General features: G+C 44.8%; 18 protein-coding genes and 1 pseudogene. 11 read left to right on the forward strand and 8 right to left on the reverse strand.

Annotation, left to right across the window (positions count from 1 at the left end):
* Position 1 precedes the first annotated feature (1 nt).
* A complete protein-coding gene (locus tag UJ203_RS15430; protein WP_322012090.1) occupies positions 2-1117 on the forward strand; it encodes an aminotransferase class V-fold PLP-dependent enzyme in 1116 nt (371 codons plus the stop codon).
* A gap of 115 nt (positions 1118-1232) precedes the next feature.
* Here UJ203_RS15430 and lmr(B) read toward each other — a convergent pair whose 3' ends face one another.
* Complete coding sequence (gene lmr(B), locus UJ203_RS15435) at positions 1233-2675, reverse strand: lincomycin efflux MFS transporter Lmr(B) (protein WP_063623076.1); 1443 nt, start codon at positions 2673-2675, stop codon at positions 1233-1235.
* A 57-nt stretch (positions 2676-2732) separates the two neighbouring features.
* Positions 2733-3299, reverse strand: a complete 567-nt coding sequence (locus tag UJ203_RS15440; protein WP_322012092.1) for a TetR/AcrR family transcriptional regulator — start codon at positions 3297-3299, stop codon at positions 2733-2735.
* A gap of 217 nt (positions 3300-3516) precedes the next feature.
* Here UJ203_RS15440 and UJ203_RS15445 point away from each other — a divergent pair, with 217 nt between their 5' ends.
* Positions 3517-4650, forward strand: a complete 1134-nt coding sequence (locus tag UJ203_RS15445) for a type II asparaginase (RefSeq protein ID WP_322012094.1) — start codon at positions 3517-3519, stop codon at positions 4648-4650.
* 170 nt (positions 4651-4820) lie between these two features.
* Positions 4821-5459, forward strand: a complete 639-nt coding sequence (locus UJ203_RS15450; protein WP_322012097.1) for a triacylglycerol lipase — start codon at positions 4821-4823, stop codon at positions 5457-5459.
* Between the two features lie 37 nt (positions 5460-5496).
* Here UJ203_RS15450 and UJ203_RS15455 read toward each other — a convergent pair whose 3' ends face one another.
* Entirely contained in the window at positions 5497-5880 is a 384-nt protein-coding gene (locus UJ203_RS15455; RefSeq protein WP_322012418.1) for an RDD family protein, read from the reverse strand.
* A gap of 236 nt (positions 5881-6116) precedes the next feature.
* On the opposite strand from UJ203_RS15455, the gene UJ203_RS15460 reads away from it, so the two are divergent.
* Entirely contained in the window at positions 6117-7196 is a 1080-nt protein-coding gene (locus UJ203_RS15460; protein ID WP_322012099.1) for a helix-turn-helix domain-containing protein, read from the forward strand.
* A 43-nt stretch (positions 7197-7239) separates the two neighbouring features.
* Here UJ203_RS15460 and UJ203_RS15465 read toward each other — a convergent pair whose 3' ends face one another.
* Together UJ203_RS15465 and natR are read right to left on the reverse strand one after the other, a co-directional pair.
* The gene (locus UJ203_RS15465) at positions 7240-8196 is read right to left on the reverse strand and encodes a sensor histidine kinase (protein ID WP_322012104.1); all 957 of its coding nucleotides are present in this window, start codon (positions 8194-8196) and stop codon (positions 7240-7242) included.
* A gap of 12 nt (positions 8197-8208) precedes the next feature.
* The gene (gene natR / locus UJ203_RS15470; protein ID WP_059292023.1) at positions 8209-8910 is read right to left on the reverse strand and encodes a two-component system response regulator NatR; all 702 of its coding nucleotides are present in this window, start codon (positions 8908-8910) and stop codon (positions 8209-8211) included.
* A gap of 143 nt (positions 8911-9053) precedes the next feature.
* Here natR and natA point away from each other — a divergent pair, with 143 nt between their 5' ends.
* From natA to UJ203_RS15485, 3 genes are all read left to right on the forward strand, one after another.
* The gene (gene natA / locus UJ203_RS15475) at positions 9054-9794 is read left to right on the forward strand and encodes a sodium ABC transporter ATP-binding protein NatA (protein ID WP_059292022.1); all 741 of its coding nucleotides are present in this window, start codon (positions 9054-9056) and stop codon (positions 9792-9794) included.
* On the forward strand, positions 9795-10955 hold the full coding sequence (locus UJ203_RS15480) for an ABC transporter permease (RefSeq protein ID WP_322012109.1): 1161 nt from the start codon (positions 9795-9797) through the stop codon (positions 10953-10955). It abuts the gene before it with no gap.
* Positions 10956-11090: 135 nt separating this feature from the next.
* Positions 11091-12023 carry an aldo/keto reductase gene (locus tag UJ203_RS15485; RefSeq protein WP_322012111.1) on the forward strand — a complete coding sequence of 311 codons (933 nt, stop codon included), beginning with the start codon at positions 11091-11093 and terminating at the stop codon, positions 12021-12023.
* A 37-nt stretch (positions 12024-12060) separates the two neighbouring features.
* On the opposite strand, the gene UJ203_RS15490 is transcribed toward UJ203_RS15485, so the two are convergent.
* Both UJ203_RS15490 and UJ203_RS15495 read right to left on the reverse strand, forming a co-directional pair.
* The gene (locus UJ203_RS15490) at positions 12061-13125 is read right to left on the reverse strand and encodes a DUF4352 domain-containing protein (protein ID WP_105955398.1); all 1065 of its coding nucleotides are present in this window, start codon (positions 13123-13125) and stop codon (positions 12061-12063) included.
* 23 nt (positions 13126-13148) lie between these two features.
* Positions 13149-13279: pseudogene (locus tag UJ203_RS15495) on the reverse strand (hypothetical protein).
* A 164-nt stretch (positions 13280-13443) separates the two neighbouring features.
* Between UJ203_RS15495 and UJ203_RS15500 the strand changes: the two are divergent.
* Positions 13444-14865 carry a YcdB/YcdC domain-containing protein gene (locus tag UJ203_RS15500; RefSeq protein ID WP_322012420.1) on the forward strand — a complete coding sequence of 474 codons (1422 nt, stop codon included), beginning with the start codon at positions 13444-13446 and terminating at the stop codon, positions 14863-14865.
* A gap of 185 nt (positions 14866-15050) precedes the next feature.
* Entirely contained in the window at positions 15051-16412 is a 1362-nt protein-coding gene (locus UJ203_RS15505) for a YcdB/YcdC domain-containing protein (protein ID WP_322012115.1), read from the forward strand.
* A 5-nt stretch (positions 16413-16417) separates the two neighbouring features.
* On the opposite strand, the gene UJ203_RS15510 is transcribed toward UJ203_RS15505, so the two are convergent.
* Positions 16418-16921: a M15 family metallopeptidase gene (locus tag UJ203_RS15510; protein WP_322012118.1), complete on the reverse strand. Its 504-nt coding sequence runs from the start codon at positions 16919-16921 to the stop codon at positions 16418-16420.
* A 120-nt stretch (positions 16922-17041) separates the two neighbouring features.
* Between UJ203_RS15510 and UJ203_RS15515 the strand changes: the two genes are divergently transcribed.
* Both UJ203_RS15515 and UJ203_RS15520 read left to right on the forward strand, forming a co-directional pair.
* Positions 17042-18163 (forward strand): Rap family tetratricopeptide repeat protein, encoded by a 1122-nt coding sequence (locus tag UJ203_RS15515; protein ID WP_322012120.1) that lies wholly within the window; start codon positions 17042-17044, stop codon positions 18161-18163.
* Positions 18164-18273: 110 nt separating this feature from the next.
* Positions 18274-19050, forward strand: a complete 777-nt coding sequence (locus UJ203_RS15520; RefSeq protein ID WP_322012123.1) for an SDR family oxidoreductase — start codon at positions 18274-18276, stop codon at positions 19048-19050.
* Positions 19051-19059: the final 9 nt, after the last annotated feature.

Genomic DNA, 19059 nt, shown 5'->3' on the forward strand with positions numbered 1-19059 from the left:
AATGGAACATTTGCCGCAGCAGTACCGACTTCTGTTCCCAACCGTGCAGAGCCGCATCATGCTTGCCAGCTGCTCACAGAGCGCGTTGGCAGAGCCGGTGTCAAAGGCGATACAAGATTATCATGACAGCTTGCTGCATAGAGGGACGAACTGGAATGAAGCGATTGAAAAGACAGAGAGTGCCAGAAACGAGTTTGCGAGACTGGTAGGGGCTGAGCCGGAAGAGATTGCGATTGTGCCGTCAGTTTCTGATGCGCTCATTTCCGTGGCATCATCCTTGTCTGCTGTTAAAAAGAAACATGTTGTATACACGGAGATGGATTTTCCGGCGGTGTCTCATATTTGGCAGGCACAATCTGATTATAATGTATCTGTGATCCCTTCAATAGACGGTGAGCTGCCGCTCGAACAATATGAAAGGTTTATCACGGAAGAGACGGTGCTGACCTGTGTTCCGCACGTTCATTATCGTGACGGCTGCATTCAGGATATAAAAGCCATCGCTGCCATCGCCAAGAGAAAGGGATCGATGGTATTTGTGGATGCATATCAATCTGCCGGGCATCTTCCTATTGATGTGAAAGAATGGGGCATAGATATGCTGGCGGCAGGCACCAGAAAGTATATGCTCGGCATACCGGGCATGGCGTTTCTTTATGTGAGAAAAGAGCTGGCGAACGAGCTGAAGCCCAAAGCATCTGCTTGGTTCGGGCGGGAAAACGGGTTTGGGGCGTCGTCTTATGCAGAAGGCGCGAGGCGTTTTCAAACAGGAACCCCTGCTTTTATAAGCGTGTATGCAGCGGCTGCGGCTTTATCGCTGCTGAATCATATCGGAATGTCCCGTATCCGCGATCATATAAAAGCAGTGAGTGCCGATGCGTTTCAATATGCTGCTGAAAAAGGGCTGAAGCTTGCGGGGGCGCCATCAGGACAGCAGCCGGGCATGATTTCCATTCGGGATGAACGGGCATCGGAAACGGCGGCGTTACTAAAGAAGAAAAACGTGATTTGCGCTCCGCGGGACAATGTCATCCGTCTCGCTCCTCACTTTTATAATACGAAGGGCGAACTGCGTTATGCGATTGATGAAATGGCTGCGATTTTATCCGCGCGTTAAAAGCGATCACCTAAAAATAGATGTTCACCTCCTTCGGCGCCGCTCGCGTCTTGCTTGAGTGTGTTGTCCGATATAGGCATAAAAAACCCCCTGACCTCAAGATCAGGGGGTTTTCTTATTGATGATCAACCTTTACTCGCTTTAAAAAGAAAGCGGCAATTAAACCGATAATCGCAACAATCATCGCAAAGACAAATGCATGCTGAACGCCAGCTGTCAATGCTTGCGGAATGACTGCCGGATCGGCTGGATTTTTTACGCTGCTCATGTAGTCATGCTGACCGGCAGCCATGATGCTGACCGCAACAGCTGTCCCGATCGCGCCCGCCATTTGCTGAAGTGTGTTCATAATGGCAGTGCCGTCCGGATAAAACTCACGCGGAAGCTGGTTTAAACCGTTTGTCTGAGCAGGCATCATAATCATGGAGATCCCAATCATCAAGCAGGTATGCAACACGATAATCAGCACTGCTGTTGAAGCTGTCGTGAGATTTGAGAAGAGCCACAGAACAATAGTCACAATCAAAAATCCCGGAATAACAAGCCACTTCGGTCCGTATTTATCAAACAGACGGCCTGTGACAGGTGACATAAATCCGTTTAAAATACCGCCCGGCAAGAGAATAAGTCCTGAGGCAAATGCTGTTAAGACTAAGCCGCCTTGCAGATACATCGGCAGAAGCAGCATGGATGAAAGGATGACCATCATGCAAATAAAGACCATAATGACGCCCAAAATAAACATCGGGTATCTGAATGCACGCAGGTTCATCATCGGCTGCTTCATCGTCAGCTGACGGATTGAAAATAGAATAAGGGCGATAACACCGACAATAAGTGAAACGATCACCGTCGGGCTGGACCATCCGCCAGAGCCTTCACCCGCGTTGCTGAATCCAAACACAATGCCGCCGAAACCGATCGTCGACAGAATAATAGACAGGACATCAATTTTCGGTTTTGTGATATCAGACACATTTTGCATGTACAAGATACCGAAAATGAGCGCAAGCACAAGGAACGGAAGAGAGATCCAGAAAATCCAGTGCCAGTTAAGGTGCTCAAGAACCAACCCGGAAAATGTAGGGCCGATTGCCGGCGCAAACATAATGACAAGTCCGATTGTTCCCATGGCCGCTCCCCGTTTATGGGGCGGGAAAATCACCAAAATCGTATTAAACATGAGCGGTAATAAGAGTCCTGTTCCAAGTGCCTGAACGATTCTCGCCGCTAATAAAAATGAGAAGCTAGGCGCAAGCGCCGCAATCAAGGTACCTATGATTGAAAAAATCAGTGACACAGTAAAAAGCTGTCTTGTTGTAAACCACTGCAATAGCAGACCTGAAACAGGAACAAGAATACCGAGCACAAGCAAATAGCCTGTTGTTAACCATTGAACGGTTGCTGCTGTAATGTTCAATTCCTTCATAAGGTCGGTTAACGCGATATTCAGCGCTGTTTCACTGAACATGCCGATAAAACCGGCCGTCAGCAAAGATATCATAATTGGCATCACTTTATATTGCTGAGATGCTTTAGCTGCTGTTTCCAAATCTATTTCTCCTCTCGTTTATCTGAATGTATTCACTCAGCTTGTAGTAGTATGTCTCTTTTTTTATTTCTTCAACAGAGCGGGAATGCGGCTGGAGATATGAAGAAGCGGTGTGCTGTCTTTTGCCGTTAATGATAAAAGAATGCCGCCTTCAATCATCGCGTTAATGACGATGCTCGATTCCTTGGCATGGCTCTCGCTGTAACCCGACAGCTGCAATTTTTCCTCAAACACAAGGGACCACGCTTTGTAGGCTTCATCACAGGCTTTTCGCAAAGGCTCGCTTTTTAATGATGTCTCTGCCGCAAGCAAGCCGACGGGCAGGCCTTCGATGTCCTCTGTGCATGAGAATTGACAGGAGAGCTCCTTCAGAAAGGCTTGAATGCCTTCTGCGGGATCAGTGCTCACGTCCATGCAATCTGTGATTTTCTGTCGGATGTATTCCTTCATTTCATTCACGGCTTCAATTGCCAGCTGTTCTTTACCGCCGGGAAAGTGGTAGTAAAGAGAGCCTTTAGGTGCACCGCTTTCTTTAATAATCTGGTTCAGTCCCGTGCCGTAATACCCCTGCAGCTGAAAAAGCCGGGTAGCTGAAGAAAGGATTTTCTCACGAGAATCTCCATAGCTCATAACATTCCCACCTTACTGATTGCGATCATAAAATATAGTGACTGGTCTATTATCTTGATTCCCCCATCGATTGTCAAGATAAAGAAACTTGTATAAGAAAATAAAATAAGCATATAAAAAAGCTGAGAGATAACCTGACGCACGTTTTGACTGAATAAATGAAATATTCAATTATTAAAAGGCGTAAAGACGTTACCATACAAAAGGAGAGAAAAACATGAAAACACAACGATTCCTCTTACTGACCCTTTTTACCGCACTATTGCTTGCTTTTACCGGATGCTCACAATCTCCTGAAGCAAAAGAATCCCCGAAAGAAAAACCGCAGACACAAAAAGTTTCTTCAGCTTCTGCTTCCAAAAAAAATGACCTTCCAAATATCAAAATACTGGCGACCGGAGGTACGATTGCCGGAGCCGATAAATCAAAAACCTCTACAACTGAATACAAAGCAGGTGTCGTCGGCGTTGAGTCTCTGATCGAAGCGGTGCCAGAGATGAAAGACATTGCGAATGTCAGCGGCGAGCAAGTGGTTAACGTCGGAAGCACAAACATTGATAACAAAACATTGCTGAAGCTCGGAAAACGAGTCAACAAACTGCTTTCTTCAGAAGATGTTGACGGTATTGTCGTGACCCACGGAACAGATACATTAGAAGAAACGGCTTATTTTCTGAACCTCATTGTAAAAAGTGACAAACCGGTTGTTGTTGCCGGTTCGATGAGGCCGTCTACAGCCATCAGTGCTGACGGCCCGTCCAACTTGTACAACGCAGTTAAAGTGGCAGGCGCACCTGACGCAAAAGGGAAAGGGACGCTCGTCGTTCTCAATGACCGCATTGCTTCAGCACGGTACGTTACAAAAACCAACACAACCGCAACAGACACCTTTAAATCAGAAGAAATGGGATACGTCGGAACGATTGCCGATGACATTTATTTTCATAATGAAATGACACGCAAGCATACAAAGGATACCGAGTTCTCGATTTCCGGCCTTGATAAACTGCCGCAAGTAGACATTCTGTACGGCTACCAAAATGACGGAAGCTATCTGTTTGATGCGGCTGTGAAAGCCGGAGCAAAAGGCATAGTCTTCGCAGGATCAGGCAACGGATCTTTATCTGACGCAGCCGAAAAAGGAGCAGTCAGTGCGGTCAAAAAAGGCATTACAGTGGTTCGCTCAACCCGTACGGGAAATGGTGTCGTCACACCGAACGGCGACTATGTGAAAAACGGCCTTTTGGCATCAAACTCCTTAAATCCGCAAAAAGCCCGGATATTGTTAATGCTTGCGCTCACCAAAACAGATGATCCTAAAAAAATCCAAGACTATTTTAATGAATATTAAAGAGAAGAAGGCGAAAAAGCCTTCTTTTTTTGCATTTTCGGGATCATAAACAGCTGAAATGTTCTCTCAACCTTAAAATTTCTTCAAAAATAAGTAAAATTTACCCTTTCCTTAATTAATTTGGCAAAGTAATATAATTTAAGAATTTGTTACAAAAAAAGGAGGAAATTATGAAACTTTTAAGAAGTAAGATCATTGCACTTGTAACAATTGTTGTGCTGTCAGTTACATCCATGTTTGCGATGCAGCCGTCAGCGAAAGCCGCTGAACATAATCCGGTGGTGATGGTTCACGGAATTGGCGGAGCTTCTTTTAACTTTGCCGGTATTAAAACTTATTTGGCATCACAGGGCTGGTCACGGGACAAGCTGTATGCTGTAGATTTTTGGGACAAGACAGGCAATAACTTAAACAACGGCCCAGTATTATCACGTTTTGTGCAAAAGGTATTAGATGAAACCGGTGCGAAAAAAGTGGACATTGTCGCTCACAGCATGGGGGGCGCCAACACGCTTTATTACATAAAAAAACTGGACGGCGGTAATAAAATTGAAAACGTCGTAACGCTTGGCGGCGCGAACCGTCTCGTTTCAAACAAAGCGCTTCCGGGAACGGACCCAAATCAAAAGATTTTATATACGTCCATTTACAGCTCGGCGGACATGATTGTTATGAACTATCTGTCTAACTTAGAAGGGGCAAAAAATGTTCGTATCAACGGTGTCGGACATATCGGCCTTCTGTACAGCAGCCAAGTCAACAGCCTGATTAAAGAAGGGCTGAACGGCGGCGGACAAAATACGAACTAATGAGAAACATAACCTTGAAGAATCCGATTCTTCAAGGTTATTCTGCTTTCAGCACAATTGTTTTCGCAGCCATATCATGAACGGCTTGTTTTTTCTTTGTAAATGCAGCTGTCAAATAAATAAGGCGGGAAAACACATGCACCCACGCTATCATGTAACGGACAATGGCCTGAGGGAGGGAGATTTTCTCGTGTGTTTCATCTCTCACGATTTGCAGCCCTATGATTTTTTTGCCCAGCGTACCCTTCCAATTTGTCAGCGGCATCAGCAAAGGATATACAAGCAGCATCAATATGGCGACAACGATGACGCCAGCGGACCCGTCGCCAAACATAAATCCGGATGCTAAAATCACTGCGGCCGCAATGATCACGTCAAGCACAAGAGCGCAGGCGCGCAGCATAAAACCAGCTAGTTCCAACATAAACACATCCTTAAAAATTTTAGATAAACACCTAACGATTGTAAAAAAGAAGGGCCTAAAGTGTGAATAGGTTATAAGTCTTACTTCACAAAAGTCGATGAAAAAGTCATAGGTAAATTTACATAATGAACCAGGCTGTCACATTACCAAATTCTTTTTTAGCCCGAAACCAAGCCCTCAGAAGTTATTTTTGTTAAAATAGAAAAGTTACAACAGAATTCGGAGGGTTTATTGTGGGAAAAGTGAAAAGAAATGCCCCTTGCCCATGCGGCAGCGGTAAGAAATATAAAAAATGCTGCGGAAATAAAGTTGTCGACTTCCCGACAGAATTAGCGGCAAAAGAAGCAAAACAAATTCAGGAAGACTTAGTGGAGTATGCCTTCACAGTACATAGAGAAAGCATTTCAGGTTTTATCAACCAGCATGATTTTCTTTCTACTATGGACAGGCAGACAAAGGACATCAGTGTGTTTAATTTAGGAATCTGGGGAATCTTCTTCCACCCGCTCGCTGGTGACAAAACGATCTTTGAAGAGTACCTTCAGAAAAAAGGCGATACGATCACCCGCCCGAAAACACGTGAGATCGTTGAATCTTGGAAGAGCATGACGCCTGCTTTATTGCTGCTGAAGGATATGAAAGAAGCAGTTATTCATTTTGAAGATGTCATTACGAAAAAACAATTCGACGTGGAAATGGACGTCACAAGTCAAGACCTCCCTCCAGTGGGAAGCTTGATTCTCGGCTATCCGATTCACGAAGCGGAAAAAGCGGAATTCTTCATGCAGTTCACAATCTTCCCAGTGAAGAGAACGGAAGAGCTGATCAGCAAGGTGAAAACATATGCGGATGCTGCAGTGAAAAACGGCAAAACGCCGGAGGACTTCATGAAGCAGGAGTTCAACAACGTACTTTTCGCGCTGTTAGCTGAAAAAGATGAACAGCCGCAGCAAGCGGAGCCTGTTCAAGAAAGCAGCGTTGAGTGGGCAAATGACATGGAGAAAGAAACAGCCGCGGCGATCGAAAAAGGCATGAGCGGAGATGAATATCCGAATGAGCTGATTCCGGCAGTCATTGACATTTGGAGATCGTTCTGCGAGAAAAAATCACCTGTCATCAGAAAGCCGGAAGCTTTTGCGGCGGCAGTTGAATATTATGTAAATGCAATCTCTCTTAACGGCGCAACCGTTTCCCAAGCCAAACTGGCGAAAAAATACGGCGTAAGCGCATCAACGATTTCAAGCCGCTACAAAGAAATTGAAAGCACGCTGCAAGATGAAGCGGATCGCTTTGCACAATCATTAACATCGTAATGACGAACAAAAAACCTTGAAAAGCCAAGCTTTTCAAGGTTTTTTATTTTTGGAACGGAATTTTGATTTCTAATCGGAAGACAGGATGGCGATATGTGAAATCAAGCTTGCCAAAAGCTTGGTTCACCAGCTTTTGGATCACATAAGTGCCGATTCCTTCATGAGTGCCGCTTTTCGTCGTATGGCCGAATGACTGATACAGTGTATCGAGCACTTTCGGTTCCATGCCGGGTGTCGTATTTTCACAAATCAGCACATAAAGCCCGCTTCGCAGTGTTGTCTCCAGCTTGATCTCCGCTTTCTCAGGGGCCTCTGCAGCGCTGTCGAGCGCATTTTCTAATATGTTGCCGGCCAGGCTGACCTGATCAGCGGGAGAGAAAGGGAGGGAAGAAAGCGGTGTATGCAAATGCAGTGAAACGTTCACATTCGAAGCGTTTGCTTTTTCCAGAAAGTCATACAGCACCCCTGCAATGTACGCACTCTCTCCTTTCAAAAACCGGTCATATTGACTGTACTGGCCCGCCCAATGTTTTATGTATGTTTGTGTGTTCGGCTCTGACTGCGCCGAGCTGAGCGCTGTGATATGCTTCATTGTATCGTGATTCCGGCTCCTGACATCCATCAGCATTCGATTGGCGTGCTGTTCAGCCTGAGTCAGCCGATCGATTTGTTCAAAAAGCTTTGTCAGCGAGCGGCACAGCCCGATGCGGAGCCATTCACACGTTGCGAATATCACAATCACAAGCAGCAGCACCAATCCAGAGGGGGCGATCAGCAAAAACGCCGCCGACAGAATGTGAATCACGGCGATACATGAATAGAGCTGATGCGGACAGCGATCCCGCATAGGCTTCGTTTTCCATATGTATAAAACCGCTGCCGCCGCGCCTAAAGCAGCGGCGAGCCAAGAAATGGCTGTGCTGTGCGATAGAATGGCAGCCGACTGATAAAATAGGAAACTGAATAAAAACAAATAAAGACATTGAAACAGAGTTATCACAACCTGCGCTCCTCAAAAATAATAGTTTTGAAAATAATCAAGCTGCTGCTTGGTAATCATCGCTTTTTTAGATGTTCCCTCAAACGAAACCGTAAACGAATGCTTCGTATAAGCGGAAAAATGCTTAATGTAATGAATGTTGATAATAAAGGAGCGGTGCGAACGAAGAAAATCCTTCTCCGGCAGATCGCCTTTAATATCGTTTAATGTTTGATACGTTTGCACTTCTTCAGCTGTTGTCACAATCGTCGTCGACCGTCCTGTGCGTTCGGCGAAAATGATATCCTTCTTTTGCAGCACATGCATTTTAGATTTTTGTTTAATCAAAATCCGCCCGTTCAAGCTCGTTTCCGTTTTCTTTTTGAAATAACGTTCGAAGGAAGAGCTGAGACGATCGGCGTGGTACGGCTTCATAATATAGTCGTGGACGTTCAGATCAAATGCGTGAACCGCATAGCCGCTGTTGCCGGTGACGAACATCACATCCACATCCAGCGAATGAGATCTGATTAAATCCGCCAGCTCGTAGCCTGACATGTGAGGCATCTCAATGTCGGCAAGCAGAAGATCAATGTCCCCGTTCTTCACCCGGCTGTAAGCTTCCTCCGCCGAATCGGTGGCAAAGACAATTTCGACATCCTGCATTCTGGACACGATTGCTTCCAGCTTCTCTAAATCTACTCGATAATCATCGACTAGTCCGACTTTTACCATTATCATTCCCCTAGTTAAATAGAATCATCTTTATTTTATCCCATTTCGCGACATAAAAAGAACTCTTCGCGACAACTTTATCCAACAAATCCAGCTTTTCGTATATAGTCATTACTAGAAATAATGAAAAGGGAGATTGTGACATGATTACACTGACGGATTGCAGCCGCAGGTTTACAGATAAGAAAAAAGTAGTCAAAGCTGTGCGTGATGTAAGCTTAACGATTCAAAAAGGAGAAGTCGTCGGCATTCTCGGAGAAAACGGAGCCGGCAAAACAACGATGCTGAGAATGATCGCGACCCTGCTTGAACCGACACAGGGTACGATCGCAGTAGACGGCTTTGACACGGCCAAGCAGCCGGCGGAGGTCAAGAAACGAATCGGCGTCTTATTCGGAGGAGAAACAGGACTCTATGACCGGATGACTGCAAAAGAAAATTTACAGTACTTTGGCCGGCTGTATGGGCTGAACCGCCACGAAATCAAAGCGAGAATTGAAGATTTATCAAAACGGTTCGGCATGCGTGATTATATGGACCGGAGAGTGGGCGGATTTTCAAAAGGAATGAGGCAGAAAGTCGCCATTGCCAGGGCGCTGATTCACGATCCGGATATCATTTTATTTGACGAGCCGACGACAGGACTAGATATTACGTCAAGCAATATCTTCCGTGAATTTATTCAGCAGCTGAAAAGAGAACACAAAACCATCCTGTTCTCCAGCCACATTATGGAGGAGGTACAGGCGCTCTGTGACAGTGTCATTATGATGCACAGCGGAGAGGTCATTTACAGAGGAGCACTTGAAACACTATACGAGAGCGAACGCAGCGACGATTTGAACTACATCTTTATGTCTAAGCTGGTCAGGGGGATTTCATAAATGGTAGGACAGATTTATAAAAAAGAGATGATCGACGCATTACGGGACAGAAAAACAATTTTACTGACGATCTTGGTTCCGATGATTACGATGCTGGGCCTTGTGTTTTTCTACGAAAGCATGCTTTCGGACAAAGGGGAGCAGTACACGATCGCTGTCGGCCAGTCCCTGCCGTCTGAGCTGGAACATAAGCTGAATGCGATTGACGAAATCAGTGTAAAGACATTCGCAAAACCTGAACAGGCGGTCGATGACGGCAAAGCGGATGTGTATCTGAACGTCCCGAAAGAGTTTGATTCTTATATCACCAGTATGACATCTTTTGAGGTTGACGTTTACGGCAGCTCGGTCGATCAAGGTTCATCAAATGCTATGCAGCTTGTGCAATCTGCCTTAGAGCAGTACAAAAATGAAATTGTGCAAGAACGTTTAACGAGTAAACATATTGACCACTCGGTGATCCAGCCGTTTTCGGTTCAGCAAAAAGAAACAGATGAAGAGCAAGGCGTTTCCGCGATCATGCTATCCGCCATTCTTCCGATGCTGCTTTTAACATCAATCGTTTCCGGTGCCATGCCGATCGCTCTTGATATTATTGCCGGAGAAAAGGACCGGAAATCCATAGAAGCGCTGCTGTTAACCCCGGTCAGCAGAAACAAAGTGTTAGTCGGCAAGTGGCTTGCGGTTTCTACCTTCGGGATAGCCTCTGGCGTATTGTCACTGATCTTTCTGATTCTGTGCACCGTCTTATTTACGGAAAAGTTAAGAACAGCCTTTCAGCTGGGAGATCACTTATGGGTCATTATCGGAGCGTCAGCTTTGATCATCGTGCTTTCTGCAATGCTGATCGCCGCAATGGAGCTTATGATCAGCATCATTTCCGGCACGGTAAAAGAAGCGCAGAGCTATATGTCTCTTGTCGTCTTTCTGCCTATATTCCCGATGTTTTTCATCTTCAATAAGGCGCCGAATCAAATCGATCTATCCTACTTTTTCATCCCGTTCCTAAACCTGCACGCCTTATTTAAACAGCTGTTATTCGGGATGATAAATCCGGCTGCCATTCTATACACGTGCGGAACCATCGTCGTGCTCATCGCCATTTTCTTTTTACTGGCCAGAGCCTGCTTTTTAAAAGACAAATGGGTTCTGCCAAAATAAACTTGCAAAAGGAGAAATACACTTTCTCCTTTTTGTGTATGCTGAAAAAAGAAGGAAAATAGAAAAAGGATATCTAATACAGAAAGTGGAACCTGCGCTATTTTTCATCAAATCATTTCGGAAGGAGAAGGGACAATGGATCAAACACGTGCACTTGGGCAAACGAATTTACAGGTGAAACGGATCGGATTCGGCGCAAATGCGGTCGGCGGGCATAATCTGTTTCCGAATCTGAATGATGAAACTGGCAAGGACTTGGTTCGCACGGCATTGGACGGCGGCGTGAACTTTATCGATACCGCCTTTATATATGGATTGGGGCGATCCGAAGAATTAATCGGTGAGGTCGTTCAGGAACGCGGTGTCCGGGACCAGCTCATTATTGCCTCTAAAGGAGCCCATAAAGAAGTAAACGGCACCATTGAATTTGACAACAGCAAGGACTTTCTTCGCGGCGAGGTGGAAAAGAGCCTGAAGCGGCTGAAGACAGATTACATCGATCTGTATTATGTTCATTTTCCGGATGGCAAGACACCTCTTGCGGAAGTCGCAGGCACGCTGAAGGAACTGAAGGATGAAGGGAAAATCAAAGCGATCGGGGCTTCGAATCTCAATTATCAGCAATTGCAGGAATTTAATGCGGACGGCTACTTGGAGGTCTTTCAGTCAGAATACTCTTTAATTCAGCGTGAGGCTGAGAAGGAGCTGCTCCCATACTGTGAAAAACACGGGATTTCCTTTATTCCGTACTTCCCGCTCGCATCCGGGCTGCTGACCGGAAAGTTTACAAAAGATGATGCCTTTGACGACACTCGAAAGGACAAGCCGCAATTCCAGGGAGACACCTTTATTCAAAACCTGAAAAAAGTGGACAAGCTCAAAGCAGTAGCTGAGGAAAAGAATGCGGAAACGGCTCATGTCGCCTTGGCTTGGCTGTTAACGAGACCGGCTGTAGACGCCATCATCCCAGGTGCTAAGCGCCCGGAACAGCTGAAGGCTAACCTGAAAACCTTAGATGTTGAACTGACGGATGATGAAGCAGATTTCATCAGCAGGATTTTTAAATAAAAAAGGAAATAGCCACATGGCTATTTCCTTTTGATGTTTATTCTTTAATGAATGCTTCAACTAATTCTGCTGCTCTGTAATCGTCCATATCAAGCTGCCACTGGTCGATGTCATTTTTCTTCATTTTCACTTCAACCGTTTTTTCACTTGAAGCCGGGCCAAGCTTTTTGAACTCTTCTGGATAGACTTGAAGCGCATATTTTACAGCATCTTCATAGCTCGCACCTGAATTCTTGCTGTAGTAGTCTTTCATTCTGTCCTCGATGCGGTCGGAGAGAGAAGAAGCGTCGACTGGTTTAATTGTAGCTTCTACAATGGCTTCATCTTTTGAGATTGAAGTTGTTTTCGCTTGAATCGATGAGTTTTTGCTTAATCCCGCTTTAATGCCGTTCACGATATTATCAAGCGCTTTGCTGTCCGCATATGTGCTTGAAAGGCCTGAAGCTGAGAGGTAGCCGTCTTTTGCTGACTCGTTAAAGTCGTTCACAATCTCATTTTTGTTAGCGCCGGTGATTTTTTCGAAATCTTTGTTATCTTTACCGAAAAGAAGGACATCTATATATGCCGATAAAGCTTTTGCAGAGTCTTGGAGCTGATCTGCTGTCGCAAGGATTTTTTTGTCTTTTCCATCAATGTTGAATGTAACTGATTTTGGCTTCTTATCACCGTAAGATTCCGGCGTATAATTCAGCTCGTATTTTTCGCCTTTATCTACAACGAAGAAAAGATTTCCTTCAACGGATTTGTCAGTGTTAATCGTGCTGCCCTGCAGCTTTTCGTTATAGTCTTCAGGATCTGTGTCAGACATTTTGGTATCACCCTGGTACAAAGTGAAATCCATATTGTCTACATTAAGCGGTTCTTTCCCTGTGTTTTTCACAGCGACATTTACCTTTAACACGAGCTGATCATCTGAAGTTGACTTATCATACTGAGACGGAAGTGTATAAGAGACATCTTTGATCTTAACTTGAGCTATATCTGCGCTTTTTTCTGTTTCTGAATTTTTCTTCTCCGCGCTTGTTTTACTTCCGGAACAAGCAGCTGTAAACAGCATCAGCAGGAGAACAAGGAAAACAGCGTACGTTTTTTTCTGAAACATTCATTTTTCCTCCTCAAATGGTTTTAGGAAAGGGGAGTCTTTTGTCTTTGAGAATTGGATCTTTTTGAATGGATTGACATCATGCAGCCAAAAAAATCGGTTCTTTTCTCACGGTTTTACCCAGATTTCTGGAAACTCCGTCCTTCTTTGCGATTGATGACCTATAAAAAGTTGCAACGGAATTAATTTTAAGATTATTAGCTTTTATATTGAATAGGTTCATCATACTATTTTTGGTGAAAAATGTTCTGGTAAAACTGGAAAACACAGAAATTTGTGTATATTAGACTATTACTTTGTGATCATTTAGAGGGTGACATTCGAACGAAGAAGGGGGCCGCCTTGGTGAAAAAAGAGGAATTGAAACAAAAAGCACTGGAAATCGGCCGTGTGCCGACACACTTAAAGCTGGAAATTGAAGATTATGGTGATGAACAGAAAAGGTCATATTTTTGCTGGATAGATCCGCAGGATGAACACAAAGGGATCATCGTAGAGCTTGGACCGGACGGACAGCTGGAAGGGCTTTCTCGTGATGTTGAGCTTGAAAGCGATGAGAAGCTGTCCGAAGACCAAATAGAGGATATCTTGATTCAGTTCGTGAACTCTCATTATCCTGAAGCTCCGTCTGCGTTTGTCCGTGAAGAAAATGATGAGGCGTATGATGATAAAGTAAGGTTTTCATATGTTCAAATGGAAGACGGACTGCCGCTTCCTATGAGCGGATTTATGGCTGATGTCTCCTTATCAGGGGAGGTGGTGTATTTTCGGTATTACGGGAAAGCGTGCAATATAATCAAGCCGGAACAGGTTGCAGATGAAAAAGAAGCACTGGCTTATTTCAAGAAAGATGCAGATGTCACTCTCCTGTTTGAGATCCTTCATCGCTCTGTCTACAAAAACGGAGACGATCAGCCGCATTTGGTGTATGAGTTTGAAAACGCGGGCATTGCTGTGCCTGCTGATTTGGTTCGAGAAGAAAAAGAATTTGATGATGACGATTACAGGGAGCGGGAAAGCTTTCCTCTCCCTTTATTCGAGGGCATTCACGAAAAGGCCGATTCTGGCAGCATGATCGGGGTCGAAAAAGGCTTAGTCAAAGAGCGGGAAACGGATCTAGGGGATGGGAGAATCGGGGTCGTCTGGCGGAATCCCGATAATCCTGTGTATCAACCGGTGGATAAAAGCATGGACAGTTGGTTAAGAGGACGGATTCACCAAGTGCTGAAAACCATCCATAACAAAGAAACCGGAAAACTTGAAGGTGTTATGTCGTTTATAGACGAAAAAGGGCCGTATACCGTAAGCGAGGAAGAGTGCGAAAAAATCGCCATTCGTTTTCTGTTTGCGTTGTTTCCGAATGCTGATCAATATTTTAAGATCAAATACGATGAACAGGATGAAGAAAGCTCGTCAGCCGTCTTTACGTTTGACGTGCACTGTAACGGAGTTCCGCTTCGGTTTGGGCAGGTCAAAATCTGCGTCAGCCGCCAGACAGGACTTATTACCGTTTACATGGGACCGGACATTGACCCTGAAGTGCTCCAAGCTATTGACCCTGTTCCATCCATTTCACCGGAACAAGCCAAGTCTATCTTTTGGCGCCATTTTAAAGTCGAGCTTGGCTGGGAGAGAGAATACGAAGAAGATGAAGAAAACAGCTATCGTCTCGTCTACAAGCCGGTATATCCGAGATTGCTTGATGCCCATACTGGTGAGGCTGTCATAAGTGCATTGTAAAACAGCCAAAAGTCACACATTTTTGGCGTGTGTACTGGTTTAAGTATGAAAAAAGTAACAGAAAGAATATGGAAACCCAGTTTCCTTAATAGAAAAGGACCTTTCTTCACTTTCAAAGAAGAAGGGTCTTTTTATATAATAAACAAGGTTCTCTTTGTCGTAGACTCTTTGAAAGGATGACTTCATTGGTAAACAAACAGCTGAAAAAGAAGGCGCAAGAGATCGGAAATGTACCGCCGCATTATGAGCTTGAGATCGAAGATTATGCTCAAAAACAAAAGAAGAAGGGGCATGCATACTTCATTTGGAAGAACCCCGAAGATCCGGAAAAGCAAATTATCGTGGAACTCTCGAACGACGGCGCTTTGCTCACATTTTCAACAGCCGCCGGCCTCGAGCAGGACAAAAAGCTCCCAGATGCCGAGCTGAAGCTGACAGCTCTTCAGTTTGCCGCAGCCCACCATCCGGCCACATTTATGAAATTTCATTTTCAAGCCAAGGAAGAACGAGGGTATCACATCCGGTTTGTTTATACAAAAAAACTGCTGGGCCTCTCACTTCCTAATTCAGGATTTTTAATAGATATCACCCGCAGCGGACAGATTGTCCATTTTTTATATTACGGAGAAGGGAACAAAGCCGACATCCCAAAGGAATTCGTAGAGAAAGAGAAGGTCATTTCCCATTACGTCAATACCATGTCTTTACGGCTCATGTATGACGTCATTGATAATGAACAGTCGCCCAGACTCGTCTATGAACCGATTTTGCCCGGTTACAGCTATCCAGCGGATGTAGATGAAATCGTGCCTGACCAGCATATATCGGATGAAAGAACGGAAAACGGGGCGCCTCTCCCGCCGCTTGAAAAAAAAGAAGGAACCGATATATATGGAATGCTGGGATTTACCCCTGATATGAAAAAAGTCGGTGAAAAGGACTTCGGAGAGGAACTTGGAAGCACTTGGCGCAAAGGCAGTGCGCCGGAGCGAAAGGATTTAAGCATAGGAAGCTATTTTGCAGCGAGAAATAAAAATACTATCAAAATGAAGACTGATAAAAAAACAGGAAAATTAAAAGCAGCTATTTCTTTTATGGAACAGCAGGGTTCTGCACATTACTCAATGGAAGAGTGCCAAGAGACAGCGCTTCAGTTTTTGTACGCACTCTATCCGAGAGCTGATGAGTTTTTCAGAGTTAATCCAATCCGAATCGACGAAAGAGGCAGGGTCCGCAATCATTTTTCTGTCTGGTATAAAGGAATACCGCTGCGGTTCGGCGCTGCCCGCATCATCGTCAACCCGGAAACCGGAAAAGTTGACGCTTTTATGGCTCCTGATATAGACCCAGAGCAATTAGAAACAATCAACCACAAACCGGATGTTTCAGCTGACGAAGCGAGAGAAGCATTTTTATCTGCGTTTGATGTGAAGCTGGAGTGGCAGCCTGATTTTTCAGCAGGCAGCAATCAGCATTATAAGCTTGTGTATAAGCCGATTTATCCTTCATATATTGACGCGCATAAAAGAAAAAAGAAGAGGCTGTGAGGTGTCTAGTCAGGAATCATCTGCAAGTGAGGGTAATCCTTGAAGCGTTCCCAATCCCCGCCCCACTCAAATCCGAGTTTTTTAGCGATGGTGACGACCTCCAGCCAATCTGATTTCCCGTTTTGATTGCCGTCGTAATCCATATCCCATAAGATGCTTCCATCCTTTTTCTGAAGAGCAAAATCAATCGCCAAACCATAGTTATGATACGATTCCCCTCCTTTTGCATAGGTGACAATATTCCCTTTTTTTGTACGTCCTTGCTTATATAATTCGTCTTGTTCCTTGAAGGATCTGAATCCTTCGGTAATCACGATGGAGATGCCTTTATGCGCAGCGGCAGCCTTGAGGGTGTCGGCATTCTGCTTCACAATCGGATCAAGAGCAGACGGAACAGGCCTGTCCTGCAGGGCGGTTTGAGCGTGCCATGCGTGCCGCACATATGAAAAACAAAGGTCCGCCACAAACAGGAGGCATAAGATGAAGGATGTTTTTGCTATTAATTTCATATCGGTCTCACTTTCTCATGAGGTGCTGAATGTTATGTTTTAAGCCATTGACTCTCTCTAAAAGAGAATAGCTATGATAAAATATAACATAAATAGTAGCAGGAGGAAGGAGGCAGAACAATGAGAGCAAAGATTCCATCTGAAGAAGTGGCGGTAAAACTAAACGAATGGTACAAACACATTCGTGCGTTTGAAGCAGATAAAGCAGAAGCGTTAAAGCAGGAGATCGAGTACGAATTAGAAGACATGGAAGAAAATCAGGATTTGCTATTATATTTTTCTTTGATGGAATTTCGGCATCGGATCATGCTGGACAAGCTGATGCCGGTGAAAGACAGCGACACCGAGCCTCCGTTCTCTGACATGCTGAACGAAATTGAAAGCAATCAGCAAAAACTGACGGGCTTATTAGAATATTATTTTTACTATTTCAGAGGGATGTACGAATTTAAGCAGAAAAATTTCATTTTAGCCATCGATCATTATAAGCACGCCGAGGAAAAGCTGGAGTATGTGGAAGATGAGATCGAAAAAGCTGAATTTCTTTTTAAGGTCGCAGAAGTGTATTATCACATCAAACAAACGTATTTTTCGATGAATTATGCAAGCCAAGCGCTTGATATCTATACGAAATATGAACTGTACGGCCGCCGCCGTGTGCAGTGTGAATTTATCATTGCTGGAAATTTGACGGATGTCTACCATCATGAAAAGGCGCTCAAGCACTTGTGCAGCGCTTTGGATCATGCAAGGCAGCTTGAGGAAGCATATATGATTGCCGCCGCTCATTATAACGTAGGCCACTGTAAGTACAGCTTGGGAGATCTTAGCGAAGCGGAGGGCTATTTCAAGAAGGCCGCCGCCATTTTTGAAGAGCACAAATTTCAGCAGACCGTCCAAGCTGTATTTTCACTGACACATATCTACTGTAAAGAAGAAAAATATGACAAAGCAATAGAAACGTATCAACACGGGGTAAAAAGCGCGGCAGAATGGGCGGATGACATGTACTTAACAAAATTCCGCCTTATTCACGAGCTTTATCTTGGCAGCGGCGACAGGAAGGTACTCGAAGAATGCTTTGACCTTCTCGAATCCCGCCAGCTTCTCGCTGATGCAGAGGAGCTGCTGCTGGACGCGGCAGAACGCTTCAATCAGCAGCAAAATTACGAGTTCGCCGCTTTCTTTTACCGCAGGCTGATGGACATAAAAAAGACACTTGCCGAGCAGCGCTTCCAATAAGAGATGGCAGAGAACCGAAAAGGTTCTCTGCTTTTTTTATGCTGTTTTCAACCCGGAAAAATGGGGTATTTTCCAGATACACAATGGAAAATCAGAGGAGGACATCATTTATGTATAAAGATTTAATTGGAAAAACAGCCATCGTAACAGGCTCTTCAAAAGGAATCGGGAAAGCCATTGCGGAACGCTTTGGCCACGAGAAAATGAATGTGGTGGTGAATTATCACAATGACCCGTCAGGAGCCGATGAAACAGTGGACATCATTAAGCAAAATGGAGGGAAAGCCGTCGCAGTCGAAGCGGACGTGTCAAAGGAAGAAGGGATTCAGGCGCTGATGGATGCCGCTTTAGAACACTTTGGCACGCTTGATGTAATGGTGAACAATTCAGGCTTCAACGGTACAGAAGCCATGCCGCATGAGATGAACCTTGAAGATTGGCAAAGGGTCATTGATGTAAACGTAACGGGAACCTTTATGGGGGCAAAAGCCGCGCTCCATCACATGATGAAGAACAATATTAAAGGCAATGTGCTCAATATCTCAAGTGTTCATCAGCAGATTCCGCGCCCAGTTAATGTTCAATACTCAACCTCTAAAGGCGGCATCAAGATGATGACAGAAACGCTGGCGCTTAACTATGCAGACAAGGGAATTCGCGTCAACGCGATAGCACCGGGCACCATCGCCACAGAGTCCAACGTCGACACGAAAAAAGAAGAAAACAGACAAAAGCAATTGAAAAAAATTCCGATGAAAGCCTTCGGTAAACCGGAAGAGGTGGCTGCTGCAGCGGCTTGGCTCGTATCGGGAGAAGCGAGTTACGTCACCGGCACAACACTGTTTGTAGACGGCGGAATGACACTTTATCCGTCTCAGCTCGAGTAGAAAGAAAAA

Origin of the sequence: Bacillus sp. V26, from assembly GCF_034296245.1 — a bacterium.
Classification (GTDB): Bacteria; Bacillota; Bacilli; order Bacillales; family Bacillaceae; genus Bacillus; species Bacillus halotolerans.